This is a genomic window from Vibrio sp. CK2-1, from assembly GCF_021726515.1.
Classification (GTDB): Bacteria; Pseudomonadota; Gammaproteobacteria; order Enterobacterales; family Vibrionaceae; genus Vibrio.
In genome coordinates, this window is sequence record NZ_JAKKCJ010000003.1 from 270,527 (window position 1) to 292,314 (window position 21,788).

General features: G+C 41.5%; 18 protein-coding genes. 11 read left to right on the top strand and 7 right to left on the bottom strand.

Annotated elements, in window-relative coordinates; genetic code table 11:
- Positions 1 to 18: 18 nt before the first annotated feature.
- On the top strand, positions 19 to 894 hold the full coding sequence (locus L3V25_RS09915) for a TIM44-like domain-containing protein (RefSeq protein ID WP_237295205.1): 876 nt from the start codon (positions 19 to 21) through the stop codon (positions 892 to 894).
- 424 nt (positions 895 to 1,318) lie between these two features.
- On the opposite strand, the gene pta is transcribed toward L3V25_RS09915, so the two are convergent.
- Together pta and L3V25_RS09925 are read right to left on the bottom strand one after the other, a co-directional pair.
- Positions 1,319 to 3,460 (bottom strand): phosphate acetyltransferase, encoded by a 2,142-nt coding sequence (gene pta, locus L3V25_RS09920; protein WP_237295206.1) that lies wholly within the window; start codon positions 3,458 to 3,460, stop codon positions 1,319 to 1,321.
- Positions 3,461 to 3,552: 92 nt separating this feature from the next.
- On the bottom strand, positions 3,553 to 4,749 hold the full coding sequence (locus L3V25_RS09925) for an acetate kinase (RefSeq protein ID WP_237295207.1): 1,197 nt from the start codon (positions 4,747 to 4,749) through the stop codon (positions 3,553 to 3,555).
- A gap of 330 nt (positions 4,750 to 5,079) precedes the next feature.
- Between L3V25_RS09925 and yfbV the strand changes: the two genes are divergently transcribed.
- From yfbV to L3V25_RS09950, 5 genes are all read left to right on the top strand, one after another.
- Positions 5,080 to 5,529, top strand: a complete 450-nt coding sequence (gene yfbV, locus L3V25_RS09930) for a terminus macrodomain insulation protein YfbV (protein ID WP_237295208.1) — start codon at positions 5,080 to 5,082, stop codon at positions 5,527 to 5,529.
- Positions 5,530 to 5,743: 214 nt separating this feature from the next.
- Positions 5,744 to 6,712, top strand: a complete 969-nt coding sequence (locus L3V25_RS09935; protein ID WP_237295209.1) for an ABC transporter substrate-binding protein — start codon at positions 5,744 to 5,746, stop codon at positions 6,710 to 6,712.
- Between the two features lie 143 nt (positions 6,713 to 6,855).
- Entirely contained in the window at positions 6,856 to 7,755 is a 900-nt protein-coding gene (locus L3V25_RS09940) for an ABC transporter permease (protein WP_237295210.1), read from the top strand.
- Positions 7,752 to 8,546, top strand: a complete 795-nt coding sequence (locus L3V25_RS09945; protein ID WP_089123220.1) for an ABC transporter ATP-binding protein — start codon at positions 7,752 to 7,754, stop codon at positions 8,544 to 8,546. Before L3V25_RS09940 ends, L3V25_RS09945 begins: the two co-directional genes overlap by 4 nt.
- A 148-nt stretch (positions 8,547 to 8,694) precedes the next feature.
- Positions 8,695 to 10,179, top strand: coding sequence for a diguanylate cyclase (locus L3V25_RS09950; RefSeq protein WP_237295211.1), 1,485 nt, complete (start codon positions 8,695 to 8,697; stop codon positions 10,177 to 10,179).
- A gap of 29 nt (positions 10,180 to 10,208) precedes the next feature.
- On the opposite strand, the gene dusC is transcribed toward L3V25_RS09950, so the two are convergent.
- A complete protein-coding gene (gene dusC / locus L3V25_RS09955) occupies positions 10,209 to 11,147 on the bottom strand; it encodes a tRNA dihydrouridine(16) synthase DusC (protein ID WP_237295212.1) in 939 nt (312 codons plus the stop codon).
- A gap of 174 nt (positions 11,148 to 11,321) precedes the next feature.
- On the opposite strand from dusC, the gene L3V25_RS09960 reads away from it, so the two are divergent.
- Positions 11,322 to 11,945 (top strand): SEC-C metal-binding domain-containing protein, encoded by a 624-nt coding sequence (locus L3V25_RS09960; RefSeq protein WP_237295213.1) that lies wholly within the window; start codon positions 11,322 to 11,324, stop codon positions 11,943 to 11,945.
- Positions 11,946 to 12,005: 60 nt separating this feature from the next.
- Here the strand turns inward: L3V25_RS09960 and dsbB are convergent, their stop codons facing one another.
- Both dsbB and nhaB read right to left on the bottom strand, forming a co-directional pair.
- A complete protein-coding gene (gene dsbB / locus L3V25_RS09965) occupies positions 12,006 to 12,524 on the bottom strand; it encodes a disulfide bond formation protein DsbB (RefSeq protein WP_237295214.1) in 519 nt (172 codons plus the stop codon).
- 150 nt (positions 12,525 to 12,674) lie between these two features.
- Positions 12,675 to 14,267, bottom strand: coding sequence for a Na(+)/H(+) antiporter NhaB (gene nhaB, locus L3V25_RS09970; protein WP_237295215.1), 1,593 nt, complete (start codon positions 14,265 to 14,267; stop codon positions 12,675 to 12,677).
- A gap of 414 nt (positions 14,268 to 14,681) precedes the next feature.
- Between nhaB and fadR the strand changes: the two genes are divergently transcribed.
- Positions 14,682 to 15,521, top strand: a complete 840-nt coding sequence (fadR, locus tag L3V25_RS09975) for a fatty acid metabolism transcriptional regulator FadR (RefSeq protein WP_237295216.1) — start codon at positions 14,682 to 14,684, stop codon at positions 15,519 to 15,521.
- A 99-nt stretch (positions 15,522 to 15,620) separates the two neighbouring features.
- Here the strand turns inward: fadR and L3V25_RS09980 are convergent, their stop codons facing one another.
- Positions 15,621 to 16,457 carry a hypothetical protein gene (locus tag L3V25_RS09980; RefSeq protein ID WP_237295217.1) on the bottom strand — a complete coding sequence of 279 codons (837 nt, stop codon included), beginning with the start codon at positions 16,455 to 16,457 and terminating at the stop codon, positions 15,621 to 15,623.
- 295 nt (positions 16,458 to 16,752) lie between these two features.
- Positions 16,753 to 18,801, bottom strand: coding sequence for a methionine--tRNA ligase (gene metG / locus L3V25_RS09985; RefSeq protein ID WP_237295218.1), 2,049 nt, complete (start codon positions 18,799 to 18,801; stop codon positions 16,753 to 16,755).
- Positions 18,802 to 19,076: 275 nt separating this feature from the next.
- On the opposite strand from metG, the gene apbC reads away from it, so the two are divergent.
- The 3 genes from apbC (at position 19,077) to dcd (ending at position 21,696) form a co-directional block, all read left to right on the top strand.
- Complete coding sequence (gene apbC / locus L3V25_RS09990; protein ID WP_237295219.1) at positions 19,077 to 20,162, top strand: iron-sulfur cluster carrier protein ApbC; 1,086 nt, start codon at positions 19,077 to 19,079, stop codon at positions 20,160 to 20,162.
- A gap of 238 nt (positions 20,163 to 20,400) precedes the next feature.
- On the top strand, positions 20,401 to 21,042 hold the full coding sequence (gene udk, locus L3V25_RS09995) for a uridine kinase (RefSeq protein WP_089123605.1): 642 nt from the start codon (positions 20,401 to 20,403) through the stop codon (positions 21,040 to 21,042).
- A 72-nt stretch (positions 21,043 to 21,114) separates the two neighbouring features.
- Positions 21,115 to 21,696: a dCTP deaminase gene (gene dcd / locus L3V25_RS10000; protein ID WP_027697095.1), complete on the top strand. Its 582-nt coding sequence runs from the start codon at positions 21,115 to 21,117 to the stop codon at positions 21,694 to 21,696.
- Positions 21,697 to 21,788 lie beyond the last annotated feature (92 nt).

The window sequence follows — 21,788 nt, forward strand, 5'->3', positions numbered from 1 at the left end:
TATTATAAAAGGGATCGTATGAATCGACTTTTTGTCATGGTGGCCTTGATCATGGTATCAATGGTTACTGCTCCAATCGCTGAAGCAAAACGCTTTGGTGGTGGTAAGTCTTTTGGTAAAAGTTTTAAAACCGCACCAGCACCAAAACAGAACGTGCAAAACACTAACACGTTAAATAAAAAGCCGGATGCAACCAATACTCGTCGTGGTGGCATGATGGGCGGTATGCTAGGTGGTTTATTGGCTGGTGGTCTACTTGCTTCTTTATTTATGGGCGGCGGTTTTGAAGGTATCCAATTCTTCGATATCTTAATTCTTGGTCTGATCGCTTTTGTCGCATTCAAATTCTTACGCGGCATGATGGGAGCAAAACAAGGTTCGATGAACCGAGGGCCTCAAGCAGCGTATTCTGGTGCGATGAATCGTCAGCAATTCGAGCAACCGAATGTACAAAATTTTGAGCAACCTCAATCTTCAGGTGGTTTTGGTGCAACAGGGCAGTCTGATGTTCCTCATAACTTCCCTCCAGGTTTTGACCGTGTAGCATTTGTGGAAGGTTCTCGTGAACATTACCGCACACTACAAGGCGCTTGGAACTTTAATCAATTAGATAAGATTGAAGAGTACGTTACTCCAAGTTTGTTCGAAGAGCTAAAAGCGGAGCGAGCACAACTTCAAGGTGATCAACATACCGATGTAATGTACGTTGATGCAGAGATTGTACGTGGTGAATACGATGCTTCAAAAGCACAACTAAGTATTCAATTCACTGGTCGTTACCGTGATGCTGTAGAAGGCCTTGAAGAAGACATCGATGAAGTTTGGCACTTAGAGCGTGACTTAATTGCTAACAATGCACCTTGGTTGATTGTCGGGATTCAAACTAACTCGTAATCTAACCCAGCAAAGTAATATGAGAGAGCCAATGAAGAAATTCGTTGGCTTTTTTGTTTAAATTCTACGGTGAAATTTGAACGGTAAACTGGGTATTCCACATGTCAGATATTGGCTGTATGGCTTGAGTGACCGCATAATGATCTGTGCTTAAAAAAGACAAATATAATGTCTCTGCTTTTTGGGTGCATTGGGTTAAACCTTCAAGATCGTGTATCCGTTGAAAGAAAACCTCTTCATCTGTAAGGCATCTAAATATTGGTTTATCCAGCTTAATAAGAATCTCCATAATTTCGTCTCCAATAATAGATTCATAACCCCTTTGTGAGTTTAGCTGAGGTTGACTTAGTGTAGGTTAGATATAAAAAAATCCCCGCTGATTTTCATCAACGGGGATTATTCGTTTTAGCGTACAGTGAATAGATTATTCAGCTTGTGCCGCTTGAATTGCTGTTAGTGCAACTGTGTAAACGATATCGTCTACTAGAGCACCGCGAGACAAGTCATTAACAGGCTTACGCATGCCTTGAAGCATTGGACCGATAGAGACTAGGTCTGCAGAGCGCTGTACCGCTTTGTAAGTTGTGTTACCAGTGTTTAGGTCTGGGAATACAAATACAGTTGCTTTACCCGCTACAGGAGAGTTAGGCGCTTTAGAAGCAGCAACGTTTTCCATGATAGCAGCATCGTACTGTAGAGGACCGTCGATAACGAGATCAGGACGTTTCTCTTGAGCGATCTTAGTGGCTTCACGTACTTTATCTACGTCTGCACCTTTACCAGATGTACCGGTAGAGTATGAGATCATAGCAACGCGTGGGTCGATACCGAACGCTTTAGCTGAGTCAGCAGACTGAATTGCGATTTCTGCTAGTTGCTCTGCGTTTGGATCTGGGTTGATCGCACAGTCACCGTAAACCAATACTTGGTCAGGTAGTAGCATGAAGAACACAGAAGATACGATTGACGCACCAGGAGCCGTTTTGATGATTTGGAACGGAGGAACGATAGTGTTAGCCGTGGTGTGAACCGCGCCAGATACTAGACCGTCAACTTCGCCAGCTTCTAACATCATAGTGCCTAGGAATACTGAATCTTCCAGTTTCTCGCGAGCCACAACTTCAGTCATGCCTTTCGCGCCACGTAGTTCGACTAGACGCGCTACGTAGTTTTCACGAACTTCATCAGAGTTGATGATGGTTACACCAGCGCCAAGTTCAACACCTTGTTGAGCGGCAACGCGTTTGATTTCATCAGGGTTACCTAGAAGTACACACTCTGCAATGCCGCGTTCAGCACAGATTGCTGCCGCTTTAACTGTACGTGGTTCATCACCTTCAGGAAGTACGATACGCTTGCCAGCACGACGAGCAAATTCAGTTAACTGGTAACGGAATGCTGGTGGGCTTAGGCGACGAATGCCTTGAGTACCTTCAGATAGAGAATCAATCCAAGGACCATCAATGTGGCTTGCCACGTGATCATTGATGAATTCGATACGCTCTTTATCATCTGCGGGAACTTCTAGGCTAAAGCTTTGTAGGTTTAGTGACGTCTGCCATGTGTTACCTTGCGCTTTGAAGATTGGTAGACCAGCGTCAAATGCAGGCTTACATAAATCAGCAATTGAAGCAGGGATGTCGTAACCACCGGTTAGCAAGATCGCACCGATTTCTACGCCATTCATTGAAGCTAGAGCAGCTGCAACGATAACGTCTGGACGGTCAGCTGACGTTACAAGTAATGAACCTGGCTTAAAGTGCTCAATCATATTTGGTAGAGAGCGTGCACAGAAAGTGATGCTCTTAATACGACGAGTGTTAATTTCACCCGCGTTGATGATGTCCGCATTTAAGTGTTTCGCCATATCGATAGCACGAGTGGCAATTAACTCAACTTTCCAAGGCACACAACCTAGCACGCGAATTGGGCTAGAGTTGAAGATTTGCATTACTTCGATATTCGCTTGAGCTGTGTTATCCGCTTCGTCAAAAATCTCAGAAAGATCTGGACGAGTACGGCCAGCTTCATCAACCGGTGCATTTAGCTTGTTGATGATAACGCCTGAAATAGATTTGTTCTTAGTGCCACCAAAGTTTGAACAAGCAACATCAATACGCTCTTTTAATTGCGCAGGGTTGTTTGTTCCAGGAGTAGCAACAAATACAATTTCAGCACCAAGTGTTTTGGCAATTTCTGCGTTTACTTGGTTAGCAAAAGGGTGCTTACGAGTTGGTACTAGACCTTCGATAAGAACCACTTCAGAGCTGTTGCTGATGGCGTTATAACGCTCAACGATTTGCTCAAGAAGCACATCCATTTTCTCATTACTGATCATGGATTCCGCTTCTGACATCATCGTTGGTTCAGCAATTTTGATATCACTGCTTGCTGAGATAATTGATGATGTTAGATCTGGGATATCATCGCCACTACGAGGTTGAGCGATAGGTTTGAAAAACGAAACATTTACACCCTTACGCTCCATAGCACGTAAGACGCCTAAGCTCACGCTAGTAAGACCAACACCAGCGCTAATAGGAACAAGCATAATAGTACGAGACATAGAATTATTTCCTCTAACTATTGAAAGTGACTGAGTAGAAAATACACAGCCATAAAAGAAAACAGGCTAACGCGAGGTTAGCCTGTGAAGTATTAAAGACCCGCTAGACGCGCTGTATCTTCAGCGATAACCAATTCTTCATTGGTTGAAATAACCATCGCTGGTACGCGGCTGTTGTCTGAAGTGATTACACCTTCGCCACCAAAGCGAGCAGCAAGGTTTTTCTCGCTATCTACTTCAACACCTAGAAGCGCAAGACGCTCTAGAACAAGTTGACGGATAGGACCAGAGTTTTCACCGATACCACCAGTAAATACGATTGCATCTAAACGGCCATCAAGTGTTGCTGTGTAGCCAGCAATGTATTTAGCAAGACGGTGGCAGAATACGTTCATTGCACGAGCCGCTTCTGGTTTGTCTTGGTAGTTGTCTTCAACGAAACGACAATCAGAAGTTACTTGAGTTAGACCTTGTAGGCCAGACTCTTTAGTAAGGATAGTGTTGATTTGCTCTACAGAGTAACCAAGTGCATCGTGCATGTGGAAGATGATAGCAGGATCGATATCACCACAACGTGTACCCATTACTAGGCCTTCTAATGGTGTTAGACCCATTGAAGTATCAACTGACTGACCATTTTTAACTGCACAAACTGATGCGCCGTTACCTAGGTGACAGTTAATGATATTTACTTCATTTGCTGGTTTACCTAGTAGGTTCGCTACTTCACGAGTAATGAATAGGTGAGAAGTACCGTGCATGCCGTAACGACGGATGCCATTTTCTTTGTATAGGTTGTAAGGAAGCGCGTATAGGTATGCTTCTTCAGGCATTGTTTGGTGGAACGCAGTATCAAATACAGCTACGTTTTTCAAACCAGGGAATGCGATTTTAGCCGCTTCGATACCAGCAATTGCTGCAGGGTTATGAAGAGGTGCAAGAGTGATGCAGTCCTCAATACCTTTCATTACTGAATCATCGATTAATACAGACGATGTAAATTGCTCGCCGCCGTGTACAACACGGTGACCGATAGCGCCAAGGCCTTCACCTAGTTCTGGTTTAGAAGCAAGAATAGTGTCAACGATGAATTTTAACGCTTCAGCGTGTGCTGCACCGTTACCAAGTTGAGCTTCATGCTTTCCATCTAGTTTCCATTTAATACGTGCTTCTGGAAGACCTAAACATTCAGAAAGGCCGGTTAGAAGCTCATCGCCAGATTCCGCATCAACGATTGCAAATTTTAGAGAAGAACTACCGCAGTTTAAAACTAGGACTAGCTTTGACATGAGTGAATACCTGTATTCGTTCAAAAAATGACTGTAATGAAATAAAACAATTTCAAGAATAGACGACAATCGGGGATCAACGTATTATTCTTTAAATATGCCCTTACTTTTGATGCTTAATTGCATGAGAAGCAAAGGCGGTAAAATTGATTTAATGCGACACAATTCTCGGTTTGCTTTGTAATCAAGCAACTGAGATTATAAAAGTGCGCAAAGGATAACGATTATATCCTAAGATAACAAAAAATTTTTAATGAATATTAACTTTAGTCAATTTTATTGCAGTTTTTGTTGATTTTTTGTTGTTTTATTTTAGTGGGCGGAGGGCTTATGAGTCAAACAGGGTTTATTCACCGTTTTAAAGATGGCCAGCAGTACATGGATCTTTGGCCGGTTCGTAAAGAACTTGCTCCTATGTTTCCTGAGCAACGCATAATAAAAGCCACTAAGTTTGGTATTAAAGCCATGCCTGCCGTCGCGGCCATGAGTGTGTTACTGCAAATGAGTTTGCAAAATTACAGTGCAATGCCGCAAGCGATCGTGATTGCTTTGTTTGCGATTAGCTTACCTTTACAAGGAATTTGGTGGCTTGGAACTCGTTCTAATACCGTATTACCGCCTAGCCTTGCTAATTGGTATAGAGAGTTATATCAAAAAGTGGCGGAATCAGGCGCAGCACAAGAACCTATAAAATCCAATCCGCGTTATAAAGAGTTAGCCGCTATGCTTAAAAGAGCGTTTCGTCAACTTGATGAAAGCGCTTTAGAGCGTTGGTTCTAAACCTCAATCCTTGCCTCTGTTCAACAAAAACAAAGCCCTAATAATTAGTTATTAGGGCTTTGTTGCTATTTTGTTATCTGTGACTTCCTTTTATATAGATTAACTGGTAAGAATATGGTCATGGCAGATCGGATCTGTCTGGATATTAATAATAAAGTTACCCAGATAACTAGGGTATAAACACAACATTTTATTGCTGAATCAAGGAGTCAAGATGAAAGCAAAACAACTTTTCGCAAGTGCAATTTTTGCAGGTGCGGCGTTACTCACTACCACAGGTGCTATGGCTGAAACTTACAAAGTATCAGTTTCACAAATCGTTGAACATCCAGCGCTTGATGCCTCGCGTAATGGATTAATTGATGGCTTAAAAGCTAAAGGATATGAACAAGGTAAAAACTTAGAGTTTGAATATCGTACTGCTCAAGGTAACCCTGCCATCGCTTCTCAGATTGCCCGTCAATTTGTCGGTGAAGGCGCTGATGTACTAGTTGGTATCGCGACGCCTTCTGCCCAAGCATTAGCGGCAACCACCAAGAACATTCCTATCGTCTTTACGGCAGTGACCGACCCTGTAGAGGCTAAGTTGGTTAAGAGTCTTGATAATCCTTCTGGTAACGTAACTGGTCTTTCCGATCTATCTCCGATAGGTCAGCATATTGATCTGATGAAAGAGTTACTTCCGAATCTGAAAACGATTGGTGTGGTATATAACCCAGGTGAAGCCAATGCGGTTGCTTTGATTAACCTACTTAAAGCCGAAGCAAAAACTCGTAATGTTCAAATTATTGAAAGTACAGCATTGAAGAGTGCGGATGTTCAATCGGCGACTCAAGCTATCGTGGCAAAATCAGATGTGATTTACGCGATGATCGATAATACAGTTGCGAGTGCGATTGATGGTATGGTTGCGGCTGCGAATCAAGCGAAGAAACCTGTTTTTGCTGCTTCAACTACTTATATTGAAAGTGGTGCAGTGATTGGTCTAGGTGCAGATTACTACCAAGTTGGCGTACAAACGGCTGATTATGTTGCAGCAATCCTTGAAGGTAAGAAACCTACAGATCTGCCTGTTACGGTTGCTAAAGCGTCTGATTTAATTATCAATCAACAATCAGCGGATAAACTAGGGGTTGAGATTCCTCAGTCGATCCTAGATCGCGCTGAAGTGTATAAAAAGTAAGGTTGTAGACCGGGCGGCTAAGTTTAGGACTGTTAAGTTCAGCTTAGCTGCCTTTTAATATTGGATTGTATTCTCCAAATTGAATTGGGGATTTTATTACCAGCCGTTAAATGGCGGTAATAGTAAGCAGCGAAGGAGTATTTATGTCTGCTTTTGCCTTTTATGGCGCTTTAGAACTAGGCCTAGTCTATGGCTTAGTTGCACTAGGTGTTTACCTTACTTTTCGAGTTTTAGACTTTCCTGATCTAACGGTGGACGGCAGTTTCCCAATGGGAGCCGCGGTTGCGGCAGCTGCATTGGTGTCTGGCGTTAACCCGTGGATCGCGACAGCAATGGCATTTTTTGTGGGCGGGATGAGTGGTTTAGTCACAGCATTTCTCGCGGTACGTTGTGGGATCTTGCACTTACTTGCCTCTATTTTGACCATGCTAGCGGCTTTCTCGATTAACATTCGCATCATGGGAAGACCCAATTTATCCCTACTAGGTGAAGAAACGATATTTACGCCATTAGATGCTTTTTCAGGTACTTTGTTTGTTCGTCCTTTAGCAGTGGCGATTATCGTTATCATTTCTGCGTTAATTATTATTCGTTTGCTTAATAGTGATTTTGGCCTTGCTCTGAGAGCGACAGGTGTTAATGCTCGAATGGTTGCTGCTCAAGGTGCAAGTACTGGGTTTTACACATACTTTGGCTTGGCACTTTCAAATGGACTCGTTGGTTTTGCTGGAGCAGTGTTGGCTCAAACCAATGGCTTTGCAGATGTGACCTCTGGGGTAGGGACGATTGTCGTCGGCCTGGCTGCGGTTATTCTTGGTCAGACATTGATCCCTAGTCGTAAAATTTGGGTCGCGGTAGTTGCCGTAATCGTTGGCTCGGTTTTATATCGTATTGCTATCCAGTTTGCGCTCAATACTGGCATGTTTGGTATGCAAGCATCGGACTTGAATTTAGTGACGGCTATTTTGGTTGCTGCTGCTCTGGTTGCACCGAAAATCAAAAGCAACATGAAAGCCAAGCGCGCAGCTAAGGGGGCTTTATGATTGAACTCAAAAATATTGAGGTGACATTTAACCCGGGTACGGTTCTTGAAAATAAAGCATTAAGAAAAGTATCGTTGAATGTTCCTCAGCATCAATTTTTGACAGTAATAGGCTCCAATGGTGCGGGTAAATCGACTTTACTCGGTGCCGTAACCGGTGAAACACCCATGATTGGTGGTAATGTCATTATTGATAATGTTGATGTGACAAAGCGTTCTGTTGATCAAAGAGCCAACATGTGTGCGCGAGTCTTTCAGGATCCACTTGCGGGTACCTGTGGCGATCTAACCATCGAAGAAAATATGGCCATTGCTTATATGCGTGGTAAGCGTCGAGGTTGGACAATGGCGCTCACCAATAAACGCCGTAAGTTATTTCAAGAGCGAATCAGTATCCTAGGTTTAGGACTTGAAGATCGTTTAGGTGACAACATTGGTTTGCTTTCAGGTGGCCAACGTCAAGCGGTTAGCCTTATTATGGCAACATTATCTGATAGTAAATTACTGCTTCTTGATGAGCATACTGCGGCGTTAGATCCACGAATGGCGGCTTTTGTTATTGATTTAACCAAAACGGTGATTAAAGAGTTTGATCTTACTGCGATGATGGTTACTCACTCGATGAAAGATGCGCTAGATTGTGGTGATAGAACCATCATGCTGCATCAAGGTGAAATCGTACTCGATGTCGAAAGTGATAAACGACAAGGCATGCAAGTATCAGATTTACTTGAGATGTTTAGCAAGGTGAGGGGAGAAGAACTCTCAGACGATAGCCTATTACTGGGTTAAATTAAGAACGGTAATTTGATTCACTCCTCTTATCGATATTTATTTATTATTGATCGGGGGAGTGATTTCTTTTTACTGACCTTAAGCGGATAGTGTAGAATGACGTTCTATTTTTTGGATGTCATCAATCTAGGTTCTTATTTTTCAAATGGTTTATCGTTCTCGCCTAACATTCAAAGTGGTTTTTTTAGTCCCTCTCATTCTAGCTATGACAATATTAGCTTTTATTGTTACTGGCTACGCCAAAGATATAAATAAAGATTTAAACGCAGAATATAGCAGTATTAGTCGTAATATTGAGCACTCAGTTAAGCTGCTTAGTGGCATGAACTATAGTTTTGCATTGTATTTTAATGATCAAGATGAACATCAGCATCAAATAAGTAAACACGATTTGCATACGCAAGAAATGGGTGCCGATGGTTTATGCCTGTGGTTACCAAAGAGCCGAAAAATTCAATCTGCTTATCGTGCAGATGCTCGTGAAGTGTTGAAGCTGGATTATGCCGCTAAAGGGTTTGCTAAAGGGTGTGAACCTGGATCTGAGTTATATAAAGATATTGAAAGCAAGTTGGTATTAGCACCGAATTTTTCATTTGTGAATGGCATTGAGGATTATATTTTAGGTCTATATTACATTTCACCTAAAGGTTACCTTATTGCCTCACCTGCTCATATGGTCGACAACATGCATCAAAATACTGTCAATATTCTTGAACAACGAGAATATTGGCAGGAAGCGAAAAGCGGCATAAGTTCTATTCGTATTAATGGGCCAGTAAAAGACATATCTACCGGTAATAGAATCTTAATTATTTCGGCTGGATTATTTGATGAAAATGAATTCCGTGGTGTAGTGGCGCTTGATGTTTTGGTTTCTAAGCTTTATACCGAAGGTTCTTCCATTGGTGAGCGAATTCAGTTTATAAACCTTAATAATGCGGCTCTACCAAATAATGCATGGATGCCTCGTACTTTATGGATTGATGGTGTTAAAACCAATCAAATGATGTACTTCAACTGGCAGTGGTCACATGAAGTTCATAGCTTCTTGGTCAATAGTGCTCCTTCTCTTTTCATGTTGATCGCGCTATATGCCGTTCTAGTTATTGGTTTAATATATATAAAAATCACCAATGAAAAGAAACATTTTAAAGACTTATCACAACGAGATCCTTTGACTTCTTTGTTGAATCGCCGAGGTTTTGAAGTCGCTTACAAAAGTTTTGATAAGCAGAAATATGAAGGGCTAGCGGTTTTTGATATTGATGACTTCAAAAATATCAATGATGCTTTTGGGCATGATGTTGGTGATGATGTAATTTGTGCGGTTGCTAATTGTTTAAATCGCAATACACGTTCAACCGACGTTGTTGCGCGCTTTGGCGGTGAAGAGTTTGTTTTATATATGCAAGGCACAGATGCAGACAAAATGATTGAAGCGATTCAGCGTATTCAATCGGAAATTGGCTCAACGTCTACGAAGATCATTGAGCAAGGCTATACAATCTCAGCCGGTTTTACGATTAAGCTGACTAGTGAAAACTCGGGCTTAGAGCAACTCATTAAAGAGGCGGATGATAAGCTTTATATGGCGAAAAAAATGGGTAAAAACCAAGTCGTTATTGATTAAGCTTATCCGAGGTTATACAACTCAGCGCATTAACTTTGAATGGATTTAATATAGTCCACAATGGGCTGTGCTTTATTGTAGCGGCGAATATTTCGGAATAAGTCATCAGCTTGTGTGTATTCATGACGCAGATAAGACAGCCATTGTTTGATTCTATTCGGGTAGTACAGGCCTTTATCTCCCTCAATTTCAAACTCAGAGTAGTTGAGCATCAGATCAACGACTTGCTCCCAAGGCATCGCGCTTTCATTGTATTTCACGACATTTCCCAAATTGGGTAAATTAAACGCGCCTCGGCATACCATTAAAGCGTCGGCTTTGGTTTGTTCAAGGCAAGCTTGCCCATCTTGATAGCTCCAAATCTCACCGTTGGCAATAACCGGTATCTGGCTACGCTGTTTTATTTGTTCGATATATTCCCATTTGATTTCACTGGCTTTATAGCCTCCCATCTTGGTACGGCCATGTACGGTTAACTCATCGGCACCCGCTCGTTGTATGGCATCTGCAATCTCAAAACAATCTTGCGGATCTTCCCAACCTAAACGAATTTTGGCCGAGACCACAATATTACTTGGTACGGCTTTACGACAAGCGGCAACAATTTGATATATCAATTCAGGATGCTGTAATAAAGCCGCACCACCTTTACTCTTATTGACCATTTTGGCTGGGCAACCAAAGTTAAGATCAATACCTTGTGAGCCTAGTTCAACGGCACGCACCGCATTCTCTGCCATCCAGTCAGGGTTTTGACCAAGTAGTTGTAGTCGGACAGGCGTTCCTGAGCGAGTTTTTGAGCCTTGAAATAGTTCTGGACACAAGCGAGTAAAAACATGTTCTGGTAATAGTTGGTCGACAACACGCACAAACTCAGTGACACAAAGATCGTAATCATTAATATCAGTCAGTAATTCACGCATTAAATGGTCAAGCACACCTTCCATCGGGCCTAGTACGACTCGCATGGTTTTTCTCCAGAACAGTTTAAAAATAGGCTGCAGATTGTAGAGGGTTCCATCTGCATTGTCACTGGATTCTGGGCCTTGAAGTCATTTGACTATGAAAGGAAGTCACTTGGTAGTTTGGGCTCGAGTGGTTACACTATGTCGATAGTAATCAGTATGCAAAAAGAGATTCAAATGAAGTTAATTGAAAGCGTCGATTTAGAAAACACCGAATATACGCCAGCCTTTATAGAAGGGGCTATTTTGGCCGCTAATATGACGCCAAAAGTTTTGCAGCCTGATGTTTGGATTGCGCCTTTGGTTGAGCTAGATAAGCAGCAAGCAGAAGCCAATTTAACGCGTCATTTTGAATTGCAATATGCGCACTTGATGGCTTGCGAATATGATGTGTTAGAACTATTAAGCATTGAGCCAAATGAACATCAAGGCTTAGCCGAGTTTGCCGAAGGCTTTATGACGGTGTGGCCTGTGATTGAAGCAGGTTGGAATGAAGTAGCAGAAATCCCTGATGGCACAGTACGAATGCTGCAAGGGTTATTAACGACTTTGATGCTGGCGATTGATGAAGAGGCAACACAACAACAAATGATAGAGGCAGGAATCAAAGTGCCACCGACTCTATCGGCATTATTACCTCAACTTAATATCATGATTAACGAAGTAGCCAAAGCTGCCGATGAAGCTCTGCAAGGCACAAAAGCACAAAGTATCAACCCATACAAAGAGATTGGCCGTAATGATGCGTGTGTATGTGGTAGTGGTAAGAAGTTCAAACATTGCTGTGGTAGAACTGAATAACTTATTGCTATAGAGCTATAGAGTGATAAAAGATAGGGCAACGAAAGTCGCCCTATTTTTTTATTTGGATTTTACGAATTGAGATAGCACGACGACAGCAAGTACCGCTAAATTGATGCTGAATATGACCACGAGCCATTGCGGCATTGAAAGGTCTAAAAATTGCCATACGATTTTAGAACAATCACCCGTTGGTTCAAACATCCAAGGAACCCATTGGTTAAGTGGTGCCCAACTCGGGAACTGAGGGAAAATATCGCAAGTAGCAAAAGGTGAAGGGTTAAACTGATAACCAACATGCTCTAAAGCCAGCTGTAAGCCGCGAAAGCTTGTATAGCCCCATGCTGCTAGCCCCGTCCAGCGAACCCATTTATTCATCGGGTTTAAGAGTCCGATAATGGCTGATGCGCCGATACCGATAAAAGCAACACGCTCATAAACACACATCACACAAGGTGCTAGCATCATAACGTGTTGGAAATACAAAGCGGATAATTCAAAAAAGGCCACACTAGAGAGTAATAGTATCCATGAGAGTCTTTTTTGCGAAAATGTATGAATAGAGGATAACCAAGCCACAACGACTTCCTTATGTCTAATGCGATAAATACAGTGAAAGAAATACAACTTGTAGCATCAGAGTGTTAAATTGATCAATAGTTCAAAATTATGAAGTGGGAAATGCTGCCTGTAAACAACAATTCCCACTTAATCTTAATCAATGGATTATTAGTGACCAATGATAGGGCTACCTTGAGTAGCAATTTCAATGGTAGATGATGTAACCCATCCCATAGAGTGGAAATAGGCGGTCATAGGCTCTAAAAGGAATTGAATGCCAAAGTAGCCAACGACAGCTAACACTAATGTGTACGGTAGCGCCATAATGACCATGCGGCCATAAGATAAACGAATTAACGGGGCAAGTGCCGAAGTTAATAAGAATAGGAAAGCAGCTTGACCATTTGGTGTTGCAACAGACGGCAAGTTGGTTCCGGTGTTGATCGCTACTGCCAGTAAATCAAATTGATCTCGGGTAATGGCACCATCTAAAAGTGCTGTTTTCACTTCGTTGATATAAACGGTGCCGACAAAAACGTTATCGGAGACCATGGATAGCAAGCCATTGGCGATATAGAACATAGTGATTTGTTGATTGCCTTCAAGTTCCAACACGGCTTCAATGATAGGTTTAAACAAATGTTGATCGATAATAACGGCAACAACGGCGAAGAAAACCGCTAATAAGGCGGTAAATGGTAGCGCTTCTTCAAAGGCTTTACCTAATGAATGCTCTTCGGTAATGCCAGTAAATGAAGTGGCTAAGATAATCACGGATAGACCAATAAGGCCGACAGCAGCTAGGTGAAAAGCAAGACCTACGATAAGCCAGATAGCAATAATCGCTTGCACATAAAGTTTTGCGATATCTTGTTTAGTGCGTTTTTGTTGCTGTTGATAGTCAAACTCTAATAAGATTTTTCGAACATTATCAGGTAGTTCTGCGCCGTAACCAAAAACTTTGAATTTTTCAACAAGTGCACAAGTCAGTATGCCAAATATAAACACAGGGAAGGTTACAGGGGCCATACGCAAGATAAATTCACCAAACTCCCAACCGGCTTGGTCAGCAATAATTAAGTTTTGCGGTTCACCTACCATTGTCATTACACCGCCCAGTGCCGTACCAACACCTGCATGCATTAATAAAGAACGTAAAAAAGCACGATAATTTTCTAAATCATTGCGGGTAATTTCAGGAATTAGCTCATCGGTGGAGTGATCGTGATGGGCTTCAGAATCAGGGTTAGAAACCACTTTATGATAGATAGCATAAAAACCAATCGCCACACTGATGATAACGGCGATAACCGTTAGTGCATCTAAAAATGCCGATAAGAAAGCTGCGGTCACGCAAAAAGAAATGGAAAGTAAAATTTTAGAACGAACACCAAGCAAAATTTTAGTGAACAAAAATAGTAGCAACTGCTTCATAAAGTAGATGCCAGCTACCATGAATATTAATAGCAGTAATACTTCGATATTAGCAGCAAGTTCATGTTTGATTTGTTCTGCGGTCGTCATTCCCATCGCTACCGCTTCAATGGCTAATAGGCCACCAGGTTGTAATGGGTAGCATTTTAGCGCCATAGCTAAAGTGAATATAAATTCAGCAACTAATAACCAACCAGCGGTAAAAGGGTCAATAAAAAAGAATACGATGGGATTAATGACTAAAAAGGCCACAATAGTAACTTTATACCAATCTGGGGCCTTGCCCAGGAAGTTTTTAATGAAGGCGTTTCCTAAAGACATACTCATGAACTTACTCTTTTCACTCCAAAAATTTGAACTTATGCACAGTATGACGAGATTAGTATATCAATATGTGAAGCGGATCAATATTTCGCTCGTCAATATAAAACTATTTCGTCGTTATGGTGGAAAGTTGCTATTAAGTTTATGTTTTTGTTACTAGTGTTGTGATTTTGTTTGTTTTTTGTGGCGATGAGAATACAGGCAAACTAGAAAGAGTAAAATGACTAAAATAAAATAAGTGGAAGTGAGTTATATTTTTGTCATAAAAATTGAATAAAGCTTCGGAGAGATCTCTCATTTTGAGACATTTATGAGAGATAGGTCTTCTATACAACATGGAATCATGGTTTTCAGGAAGTTGGAAGTAGTGGTATGATGAGTGTAATTTTCATTCCTAAAACTAGGTAAAGTGAATACATGGTTATTAAGGCAAAGAGCCCTGCAGGATTTGCAGAAAAATATATTATTGAAAGTATCTGGAACGGACGTTTTCCACCTGGCTCTATTTTGCCGGCAGAGAGAGAGTTATCTGAACTGATCGGTGTTACTCGAACAACGTTACGTGAAGTGTTGCAGCGATTGGCTCGTGATGGATGGTTGACTATTCAGCATGGTAAGCCAACCAAAGTGAATAATTTCATGGAAACATCGAGTTTACACATTCTCGATACGCTTATGACGCTTGATACCGATAATGCGACAAGTATTGTTGAAGATCTCTTGGCTGCTCGTACTAGCATTAGCCCAATTTTCATGGGATATGCCTTTAAGTCTAACCCTGAAGCTTGTATTAAAACGTTAAATCGCGTGATTGACTCATGTGAAACGCTTTTATCTCATCATTCATGGGAATCTTTTATTGAAGAGTCGCCTTATGCTGAAAAAATCAAACAGTCAGTAAAAGAAGACAATGAGAAAGATGAAGAAAAGCGTGATGATATTCTCATCGCGAAGACGTTCAATTTTTATGATTACATGTTATTCCAACGTTTGGCTTTCCATTCAGGAAATCAAATCTATGGGTTGATCTTTAACGGCATTAAAAAGTTATACGATCGTGTGGGTAGCTTTTACTTTTCTAATCCAGAAGCGAGAAAGCTGGCACTTCAGTTTTATAAAGAATTACTAGTGCTATGTGAGAAAGGGGATCGCCAAGAGTTACCGAACTTGATCCGTCGTTACGGCATTGAAAGTGGCCACATCTGGATGAAGATGAAGCAAAATCTTCCAAGTAACTTTACCGAAGATGATAGCTGATTCGTTTTAGAATGTTATAGATAAAAACCTGCTACTGAATAGCAGGTTTTTTTTCGTCAATAGCTATACCTTTCGTACTTGAAATGGCAGCTTTCGGGCTTATTTACTTGTCGCTTTGCTGTAACTCCAATTATTTTGGTTAATAGCCTCTAAAGGTAAATAAATCTCTTCGCAAGTTTCTGAAAGTATTTGGTCATAAACGTTAAAAATCAAATATGAGGCTTCTAGCGACAGTTGGTAGAGTTGCTCTGGCGTCTCTACAACACTATCTTCTTGTTCCCAATGTTTTAAGGTTTGAATCACGCCATTTTGATCATTATCAGCCATGGTTAATGGGCAAATTAATGACAGCTGATTCATTCTTCGGCTTAACATGACCGCATGATGACGAAAACGTTGTTGTCCAATCGGTGTGTCGATATCCTGAATACTGATCCTAAAGCGAGTCAAACTTTCTAACGTATCGAGAATTTTTTGCCATCGGTGGTGATATTCTTCCGCAATATCATCATGATGTGTATCAATTAGCCATTCAATCATGACCTCATCAGTTAAAAACATCATTTGACGAATTAACCTACCATGCTCTAGTTGATTTTTGGCGACATTGAATTCGGTCCAATTTAGCAATACAGATTGAGTTTTATCGTATAGCACACGAATTTCTGGCCCAGTATCCGCGCCCGCACTGAGCTTTAGATTCTGCAATATTTCGATAATAGAAAGGTTGGTTTGCTTTAGAGTCTGTACAGAGTAGACCGCTGCAGCTAAATGCGCATGAGTGAGGGCTCGATGTTGGCGCGTCAAATAAATGAGCTGACGCAACTGATTAATCAGACGATAGCGATACTGGTGGCTTTTTTCTCGCGTAATGTTGAAGTAGAACAAACTGGCGAGAATACCAATGAGCAGTAATATACTGATTCCGATAAACATGAACGACCTCCTTTGGATTCATATTATATGGGAATACTATGCAAGATCTGAACCAAGGTTGGGGAGGCTAGGAAACGTTTCCCTATGATAAAAGTCAGACACTTTATTTATTCTACTTGGTATAAATTGGAGCGATATTGCGACTTATTGGTGCAATGAGTGCTGGCAACAAAGCTGCAGTTTCACCGGTATGAAGGGTATAGATATAGACGACTACATAGAAATAACCCCCAATGCTGGTTGTCCAACATTGGGGGTTATTTTATTTCGGATGGAAATCCTTACTATGAAGTGATTACATCACACGCATGCCAGGTTGAGCACCTTCGTGTGGCTCTAAAATCCAAAGATCTTTACCACCAGGGCCTGCGGCTAAAATCATACCTTCAGACATGCCAAACTTCATTTTACGTGGCTTCAAGTTAGCAACCATGACGGTTAGTTTACCTTCTAGCTCTTCTGGCGTATAAGCAGACTTGATTCCCGAGAATACCTGACGAGTTTCGCCACCAATATCTAACTGGAATTTAAGCAGTTTATTGGCTTTCGGCACAGCTTCACAAGAAATGATTTTAGCGATACGCATATCAACTTTAGCAAAATCATCAAACTCAACTTCTGCTTCAATCGGCTCTTTATCTAGCTCTGACTGTGCAGACGCTTCAGCTTGCTCTTTCGCTGCCATTTCTACTGCCGCATCTTCTTTAGAGGCTTCGATCATCGCTTCAACATGCTTAGGATCGATACGGTTAAATAGTGCCTTAAACTTAGTGACTTCGTGATCGGTTAATGGCGAAGTCATGGTTTCCCAGGTCAAGGTATCATTTAAGAAGGCTTCACTACGCGCTGCAAGTTCAGGCATAACAGGCTTCAAGTAAGTCATTAATACGCGGAATAGGTTAATACCAACCGTACAAATATCTTGTAGCTCTTGGTCTTTACCTTCTTGTTTCGCGATAACCCAAGGGGCTTTTTCATCAACGTACTGGTTGGCTTTATCGGCAAGTGCGGTCACTTCACGAATAGCACGACCAAATTCACGAGTTTCATAAAGTTCTGCAATGCGATCCGCCGCATCAACAAACTCTTGATATAGCGCCATTTCGGTAAAGTTACTAGAAAGCTTACCTTCAAAGCGCTTAGTGATGAAACCTGCGTTACGCGAGGCTAAGTTAACAATTTTGTTTACTACATCTGAATTTACGCGCTGAGTGAAATCTTCTAGGTTCAAGTCAAGATCATCAATACGGCTGTTTAGTTTAGCGGCGTAGTAATAACGTAAACATTCAGGATCTAGGTGTTTAAGGTAAGTGCTCGCTTTTACAAATGTGCCTTTTGATTTTGACATTTTCGCGCCGTTAACCGTGACATAACCGTGTACAAATACGTTGTTAGGCTTACGGAAACCTGCGCCATCAAGCATTGCTGGCCAGAATAGGCTGTGGAAATACACAATATCTTTACCGATAAAGTGGTATAGCTCAGCGGTGCTGTCTTGTTTCCAGTATTCGTCAAAGCTTAAATCATCACGCTTGTTGCATAGGTTTTTAAATGAACCCATGTAACCAATTGGCGCATCTAGCCATACGTAGAAGAATTTGTTTTTCTCACCTGGGATTTCAAAACCAAAATAAGGTGCATCACGCGAGATATCCCACTGTTGCAGGCCGGATTCAAACCATTCTTGCATTTTGTTCGCAGTTTCAGATTGCAGAGAGCCAGAACGAGTCCACTCTTTTAGCATGCTTTGGAACTGTGGTAAGTCGAAGAAGAAATGCTCAGAATCTTTCATTACCGGAGTCGCACCAGAAACAGCAGACTTTGGATTGATAAGATCGGTTGGGCTATAAGTTTCGCCACAAGCATCACAGTTATCACCGTACTGATCTTCAGCTTTACACTTAGGGCAAGTACCTTTTACGAAACGGTCTGGTAGGAACATTTCTTTCTCAGGATCGAAAAGCTGAGAAATAGTACGGCTAGTAATAAAGCCATTTTCTTTTAAGCGAAGATAAATCATTGACGCTAATTCGCGGTTTTCATCACTATGAGTGCTATGGTAGTTATCAAAGCTGATGTTAAAACCTGCAAAATCTTGCTCATGTTCTTTTTGAACTTCCGCAATCATATCTTCTGGTTTGATACCAAGTTGCTGAGCTTTCAGCATGATCGGCGTACCATGAGCATCATCCGCACAGATAAAGTTTACGGTATTACCACGTAAGCGTTGGTAACGGACCCAAACATCCGCTTGAATATGCTCAAGCATGTGGCCGAGGTGAATAGAACCATTAGCGTATGGAAGTGCACAGGTTACTAAAATTTTTCTTGGATCAGTTGCCATATTATATTTTCGCTTCTTATTCTTGGAGAAAGACAAAGCACCGTTACTCATACTTTTTAGCTGGAGATAAACAGACAAAGTAGGGGAGTAAAGGGAGCATTATCATCATAAAACTTTGCCTTTGATTCTACCCGATACCCAACTAACTTCAAGAACACATAAGCTTGCTAAGGCTTTATTTTTTCTATAGCTAAGAAAACCCTTACTAGTTGATGCTGTTTGTTGGGATTTATAACTGCTAGGATTCAATTAACTCCACATGATAGAGAGGTTCCATGTCTGATTTTTCATCCCATTCATTGTTATCAAAAGATGAGTATTTACAGCGCTTAAATCAGTTTGAGCATGAAGCGTTGATTGAAGGTTGGGCAGAGATGCCAAACCTGGTTCAGTTTAGAGATGATCATGTGAATCTTGCTTTGCCTTTTTATTATCAAGATCTAAAAGCGGAGCTACAGAGTTGGTGTGATTTACAAGCTCAACAAGATGCACGTTTTCCTAGCACACAAGTCTCAGTACGAGTGAAGCCATTGCAAACACCTCACGGGCAAGCGGTGAAAGGGGTGAAAAACATTATCGCGGTGACATCGGCAAAAGGTGGGGTAGGTAAATCGACGACCGCAGTTAATCTCGCTCTTGCATTACAGGCGTTAGGTGCCAAAGTTGGCTTACTTGATGCCGATATTTATGGCCCGTCAGTTCCTTTAATGTTGGGCACTCAAGGCGAGAAGCCCGGTGTGCGTGACAATAAATGGATGATCCCTGTTGAAGCACATGGTTTATATACCAATTCGATTGGCTATTTAATTGCCGATCAAGATGCCGCTATCTGGCGAGGTCCGATGGCTTCAAAAGCACTAGCCCAAATATTGAATGAAACCTTGTGGCCAGATCTTGACTACCTAGTGATCGACATGCCACCGGGTACTGGCGATATTCAGTTAACTTTATCTCAGCAAGTTCCTGTGACGGCTGCGCTGGTGGTGACTACGCCGCAAGATCTAGCTTTAGCGGATGCTCGTAAAGGTGTCACTATGTTCGATCAAGTTGAAGTACCAGTGCTTGGTATTATTGAAAATATGAGCTACCACATCTGCTCTCAATGCGGTCATCATGAAGCCATATTTGGAGAGGGAGGCGCGCAAAAAATGGCGCAAGATGCCCGCTTAACCTTACTTGCCCAAATCCCGCTGCATATCGATCTAAGAAGTGATATTGATAATGGTTGCCCAACTGTCGCCGCAAGACCGGATAGTGAGCATAGCGAAATCTACCTCCAGTTGGCTTCTCATGTGGCAGCCAATTTATTTTGGCAAGGTAAGCCGCGAGCTGAAAATATTATGTTTGTTGATGTTAGCTGATAAAAGAATTGTTCGAGAAATAAGCACTTGATCTCAAGCTGCTTATTTTTCAATCTTCATCCGTGTTATTGGTTAATAATTTCACCTTGAAACTCGCACCTTGCAAGCGTTTGGGTATATAATCTAGCGGTTTAAATATTCAATTTCCCCAAGTCATCATGCTTTCATGAAGCTTGGTTATATTTGGAATTCCTTGTCACTATTAAGCTGGGTGCTTTACATGTCAGAACAACAAAACATGCCTGAAAAAAACAAATGCGTCATTGTAGGAATCGCCGGCGCATCGGCTTCAGGGAAGAGCTTAATTGCAAGCACCATTTATAAAGAATTACGTGCAAAAGTTGGTGATCACCAAATTGGCGTTATTACAGAAGACTGCTACTACCGTGACCAAAGTCATTTGAGTATGGAAGATCGAGTTAAAACCAACTATGACCATCCAAACGCTTTAGACCATGACTTATTATGCGAACAACTAGAGAAGCTGGTTCAAGGTGAATCTGTTGAGATCCCTGAATACAGCTATTCAGAACATACCCGTACTAAAGAAACGACCTTGATGACACCGAAAAAAGTGATCATTTTAGAAGGCATCTTGCTATTAACTGAGCCTCGTTTACGTAATTTAATGCATGCATCTGTCTTCATGGATACACCATTAGATATCTGCTTATTACGTCGTGTGAAACGTGATGTTGAAGAACGCGGTCGTACGATGGAGTCGGTATTAAAGCAATATCAAAAAACGGTTCGCCCTATGTTTATGCAATTTATTGAACCATCAAAGCAACATGCGGATATTATCGTACCTCGTGGCGGTAAAAACCGTATCGCGATTGATGTTTTGAAAGCGCACATTGCTAAACTGCTGAAATCGTAAGAATAGACAATTTAAGAATTGATATTAAATCACCACCTTGGAATGACTAAGGTGGTTTTAGGAGAAACGCCCGTGAGATTGTGTGATAGGGATATAAAGAAGTATTTAGCTGAAGGCAAGATTGCCATGTCTCCAGCGCCATCAGAAGAAAGCATTAGTGGTTTGACCGTTGACGTTCGCTTAGGACATCAGTTCCGAGTGTTTAACGATCACAGTGCCCCATATATCGATTTGTCTGGTAAAAAATCGGATGTTACAGCTCAGCTTGAAAAAGTTATGAGTGATGAAATTGAAATTTCCGATGATGAAGAGTTTTACTTACACCCCGGGCAACTTGCTTTAGCGGTAACCTATGAGTCGGTTGATTTACCTGCCAATATCGTTGGCTGGTTAGATGGTCGGTCTTCATTAGCACGTTTAGGTTTGATGGTGCATGTTACTGCACACCGTATTGATCCAGGTTGGTCTGGTCGAATTGTTCTTGAGTTCTATAACTCAGGGCGCTTGCCATTAGCTCTGAAACCAATGATGCCAATTGGTGCATTGAGCTTTGAAGTGTTGTCTGGTGATGCAGAAAAACCGTATAACAAGCGTGATAACGCCAAATATAAGAATCAACAAGGTGCGGTTGCAAGCCGTATTAACGAAGATTAAGAGATTATAAAAGGGCTTATAGAAAGCCCTTTTTTTATGGTTTTGTCAGTGCTTTCTTACTGATTTTACTTTATCTAAACGAATGATAGTTT

Excerpts from the sequence above, each read along its gene's own strand:
- L3V25_RS09915 (WP_237295205.1), top strand. The coding sequence starts at position 19 with ATGAATCGACTTTTTGTCATGGTGGCCTTGATCATGGTATCAATGGTT.
- pta (WP_237295206.1), bottom strand. The coding sequence starts at position 3,460 with ATGTCTCGTACTATTATGCTTGTTCCTATTAGCGCTGGTGTTGGTCTT.
- L3V25_RS09925 (WP_237295207.1), bottom strand. The coding sequence starts at position 4,749 with ATGTCAAAGCTAGTCCTAGTTTTAAACTGCGGTAGTTCTTCTCTAAAA.
- yfbV (WP_237295208.1), top strand. The coding sequence starts at position 5,080 with ATGAGTCAAACAGGGTTTATTCACCGTTTTAAAGATGGCCAGCAGTAC.
- L3V25_RS09935 (WP_237295209.1), top strand. The coding sequence starts at position 5,744 with ATGAAAGCAAAACAACTTTTCGCAAGTGCAATTTTTGCAGGTGCGGCG.
- L3V25_RS09940 (WP_237295210.1), top strand. The coding sequence starts at position 6,856 with ATGTCTGCTTTTGCCTTTTATGGCGCTTTAGAACTAGGCCTAGTCTAT.
- L3V25_RS09945 (WP_089123220.1), top strand. The coding sequence starts at position 7,752 with ATGATTGAACTCAAAAATATTGAGGTGACATTTAACCCGGGTACGGTT.
- L3V25_RS09950 (WP_237295211.1), top strand. The coding sequence starts at position 8,695 with ATGGTTTATCGTTCTCGCCTAACATTCAAAGTGGTTTTTTTAGTCCCT.
- dusC (WP_237295212.1), bottom strand. The coding sequence starts at position 11,147 with ATGCGAGTCGTACTAGGCCCGATGGAAGGTGTGCTTGACCATTTAATG.
- L3V25_RS09960 (WP_237295213.1), top strand. The coding sequence starts at position 11,322 with ATGAAGTTAATTGAAAGCGTCGATTTAGAAAACACCGAATATACGCCA.
- nhaB (WP_237295215.1), bottom strand. The coding sequence starts at position 14,267 with ATGAGTATGTCTTTAGGAAACGCCTTCATTAAAAACTTCCTGGGCAAG.
- fadR (WP_237295216.1), top strand. The coding sequence starts at position 14,682 with ATGGTTATTAAGGCAAAGAGCCCTGCAGGATTTGCAGAAAAATATATT.
- L3V25_RS09980 (WP_237295217.1), bottom strand. The coding sequence starts at position 16,457 with ATGTTTATCGGAATCAGTATATTACTGCTCATTGGTATTCTCGCCAGT.
- metG (WP_237295218.1), bottom strand. The coding sequence starts at position 18,801 with ATGGCAACTGATCCAAGAAAAATTTTAGTAACCTGTGCACTTCCATAC.
- apbC (WP_237295219.1), top strand. The coding sequence starts at position 19,077 with ATGTCTGATTTTTCATCCCATTCATTGTTATCAAAAGATGAGTATTTA.
- udk (WP_089123605.1), top strand. The coding sequence starts at position 20,401 with ATGCCTGAAAAAAACAAATGCGTCATTGTAGGAATCGCCGGCGCATCG.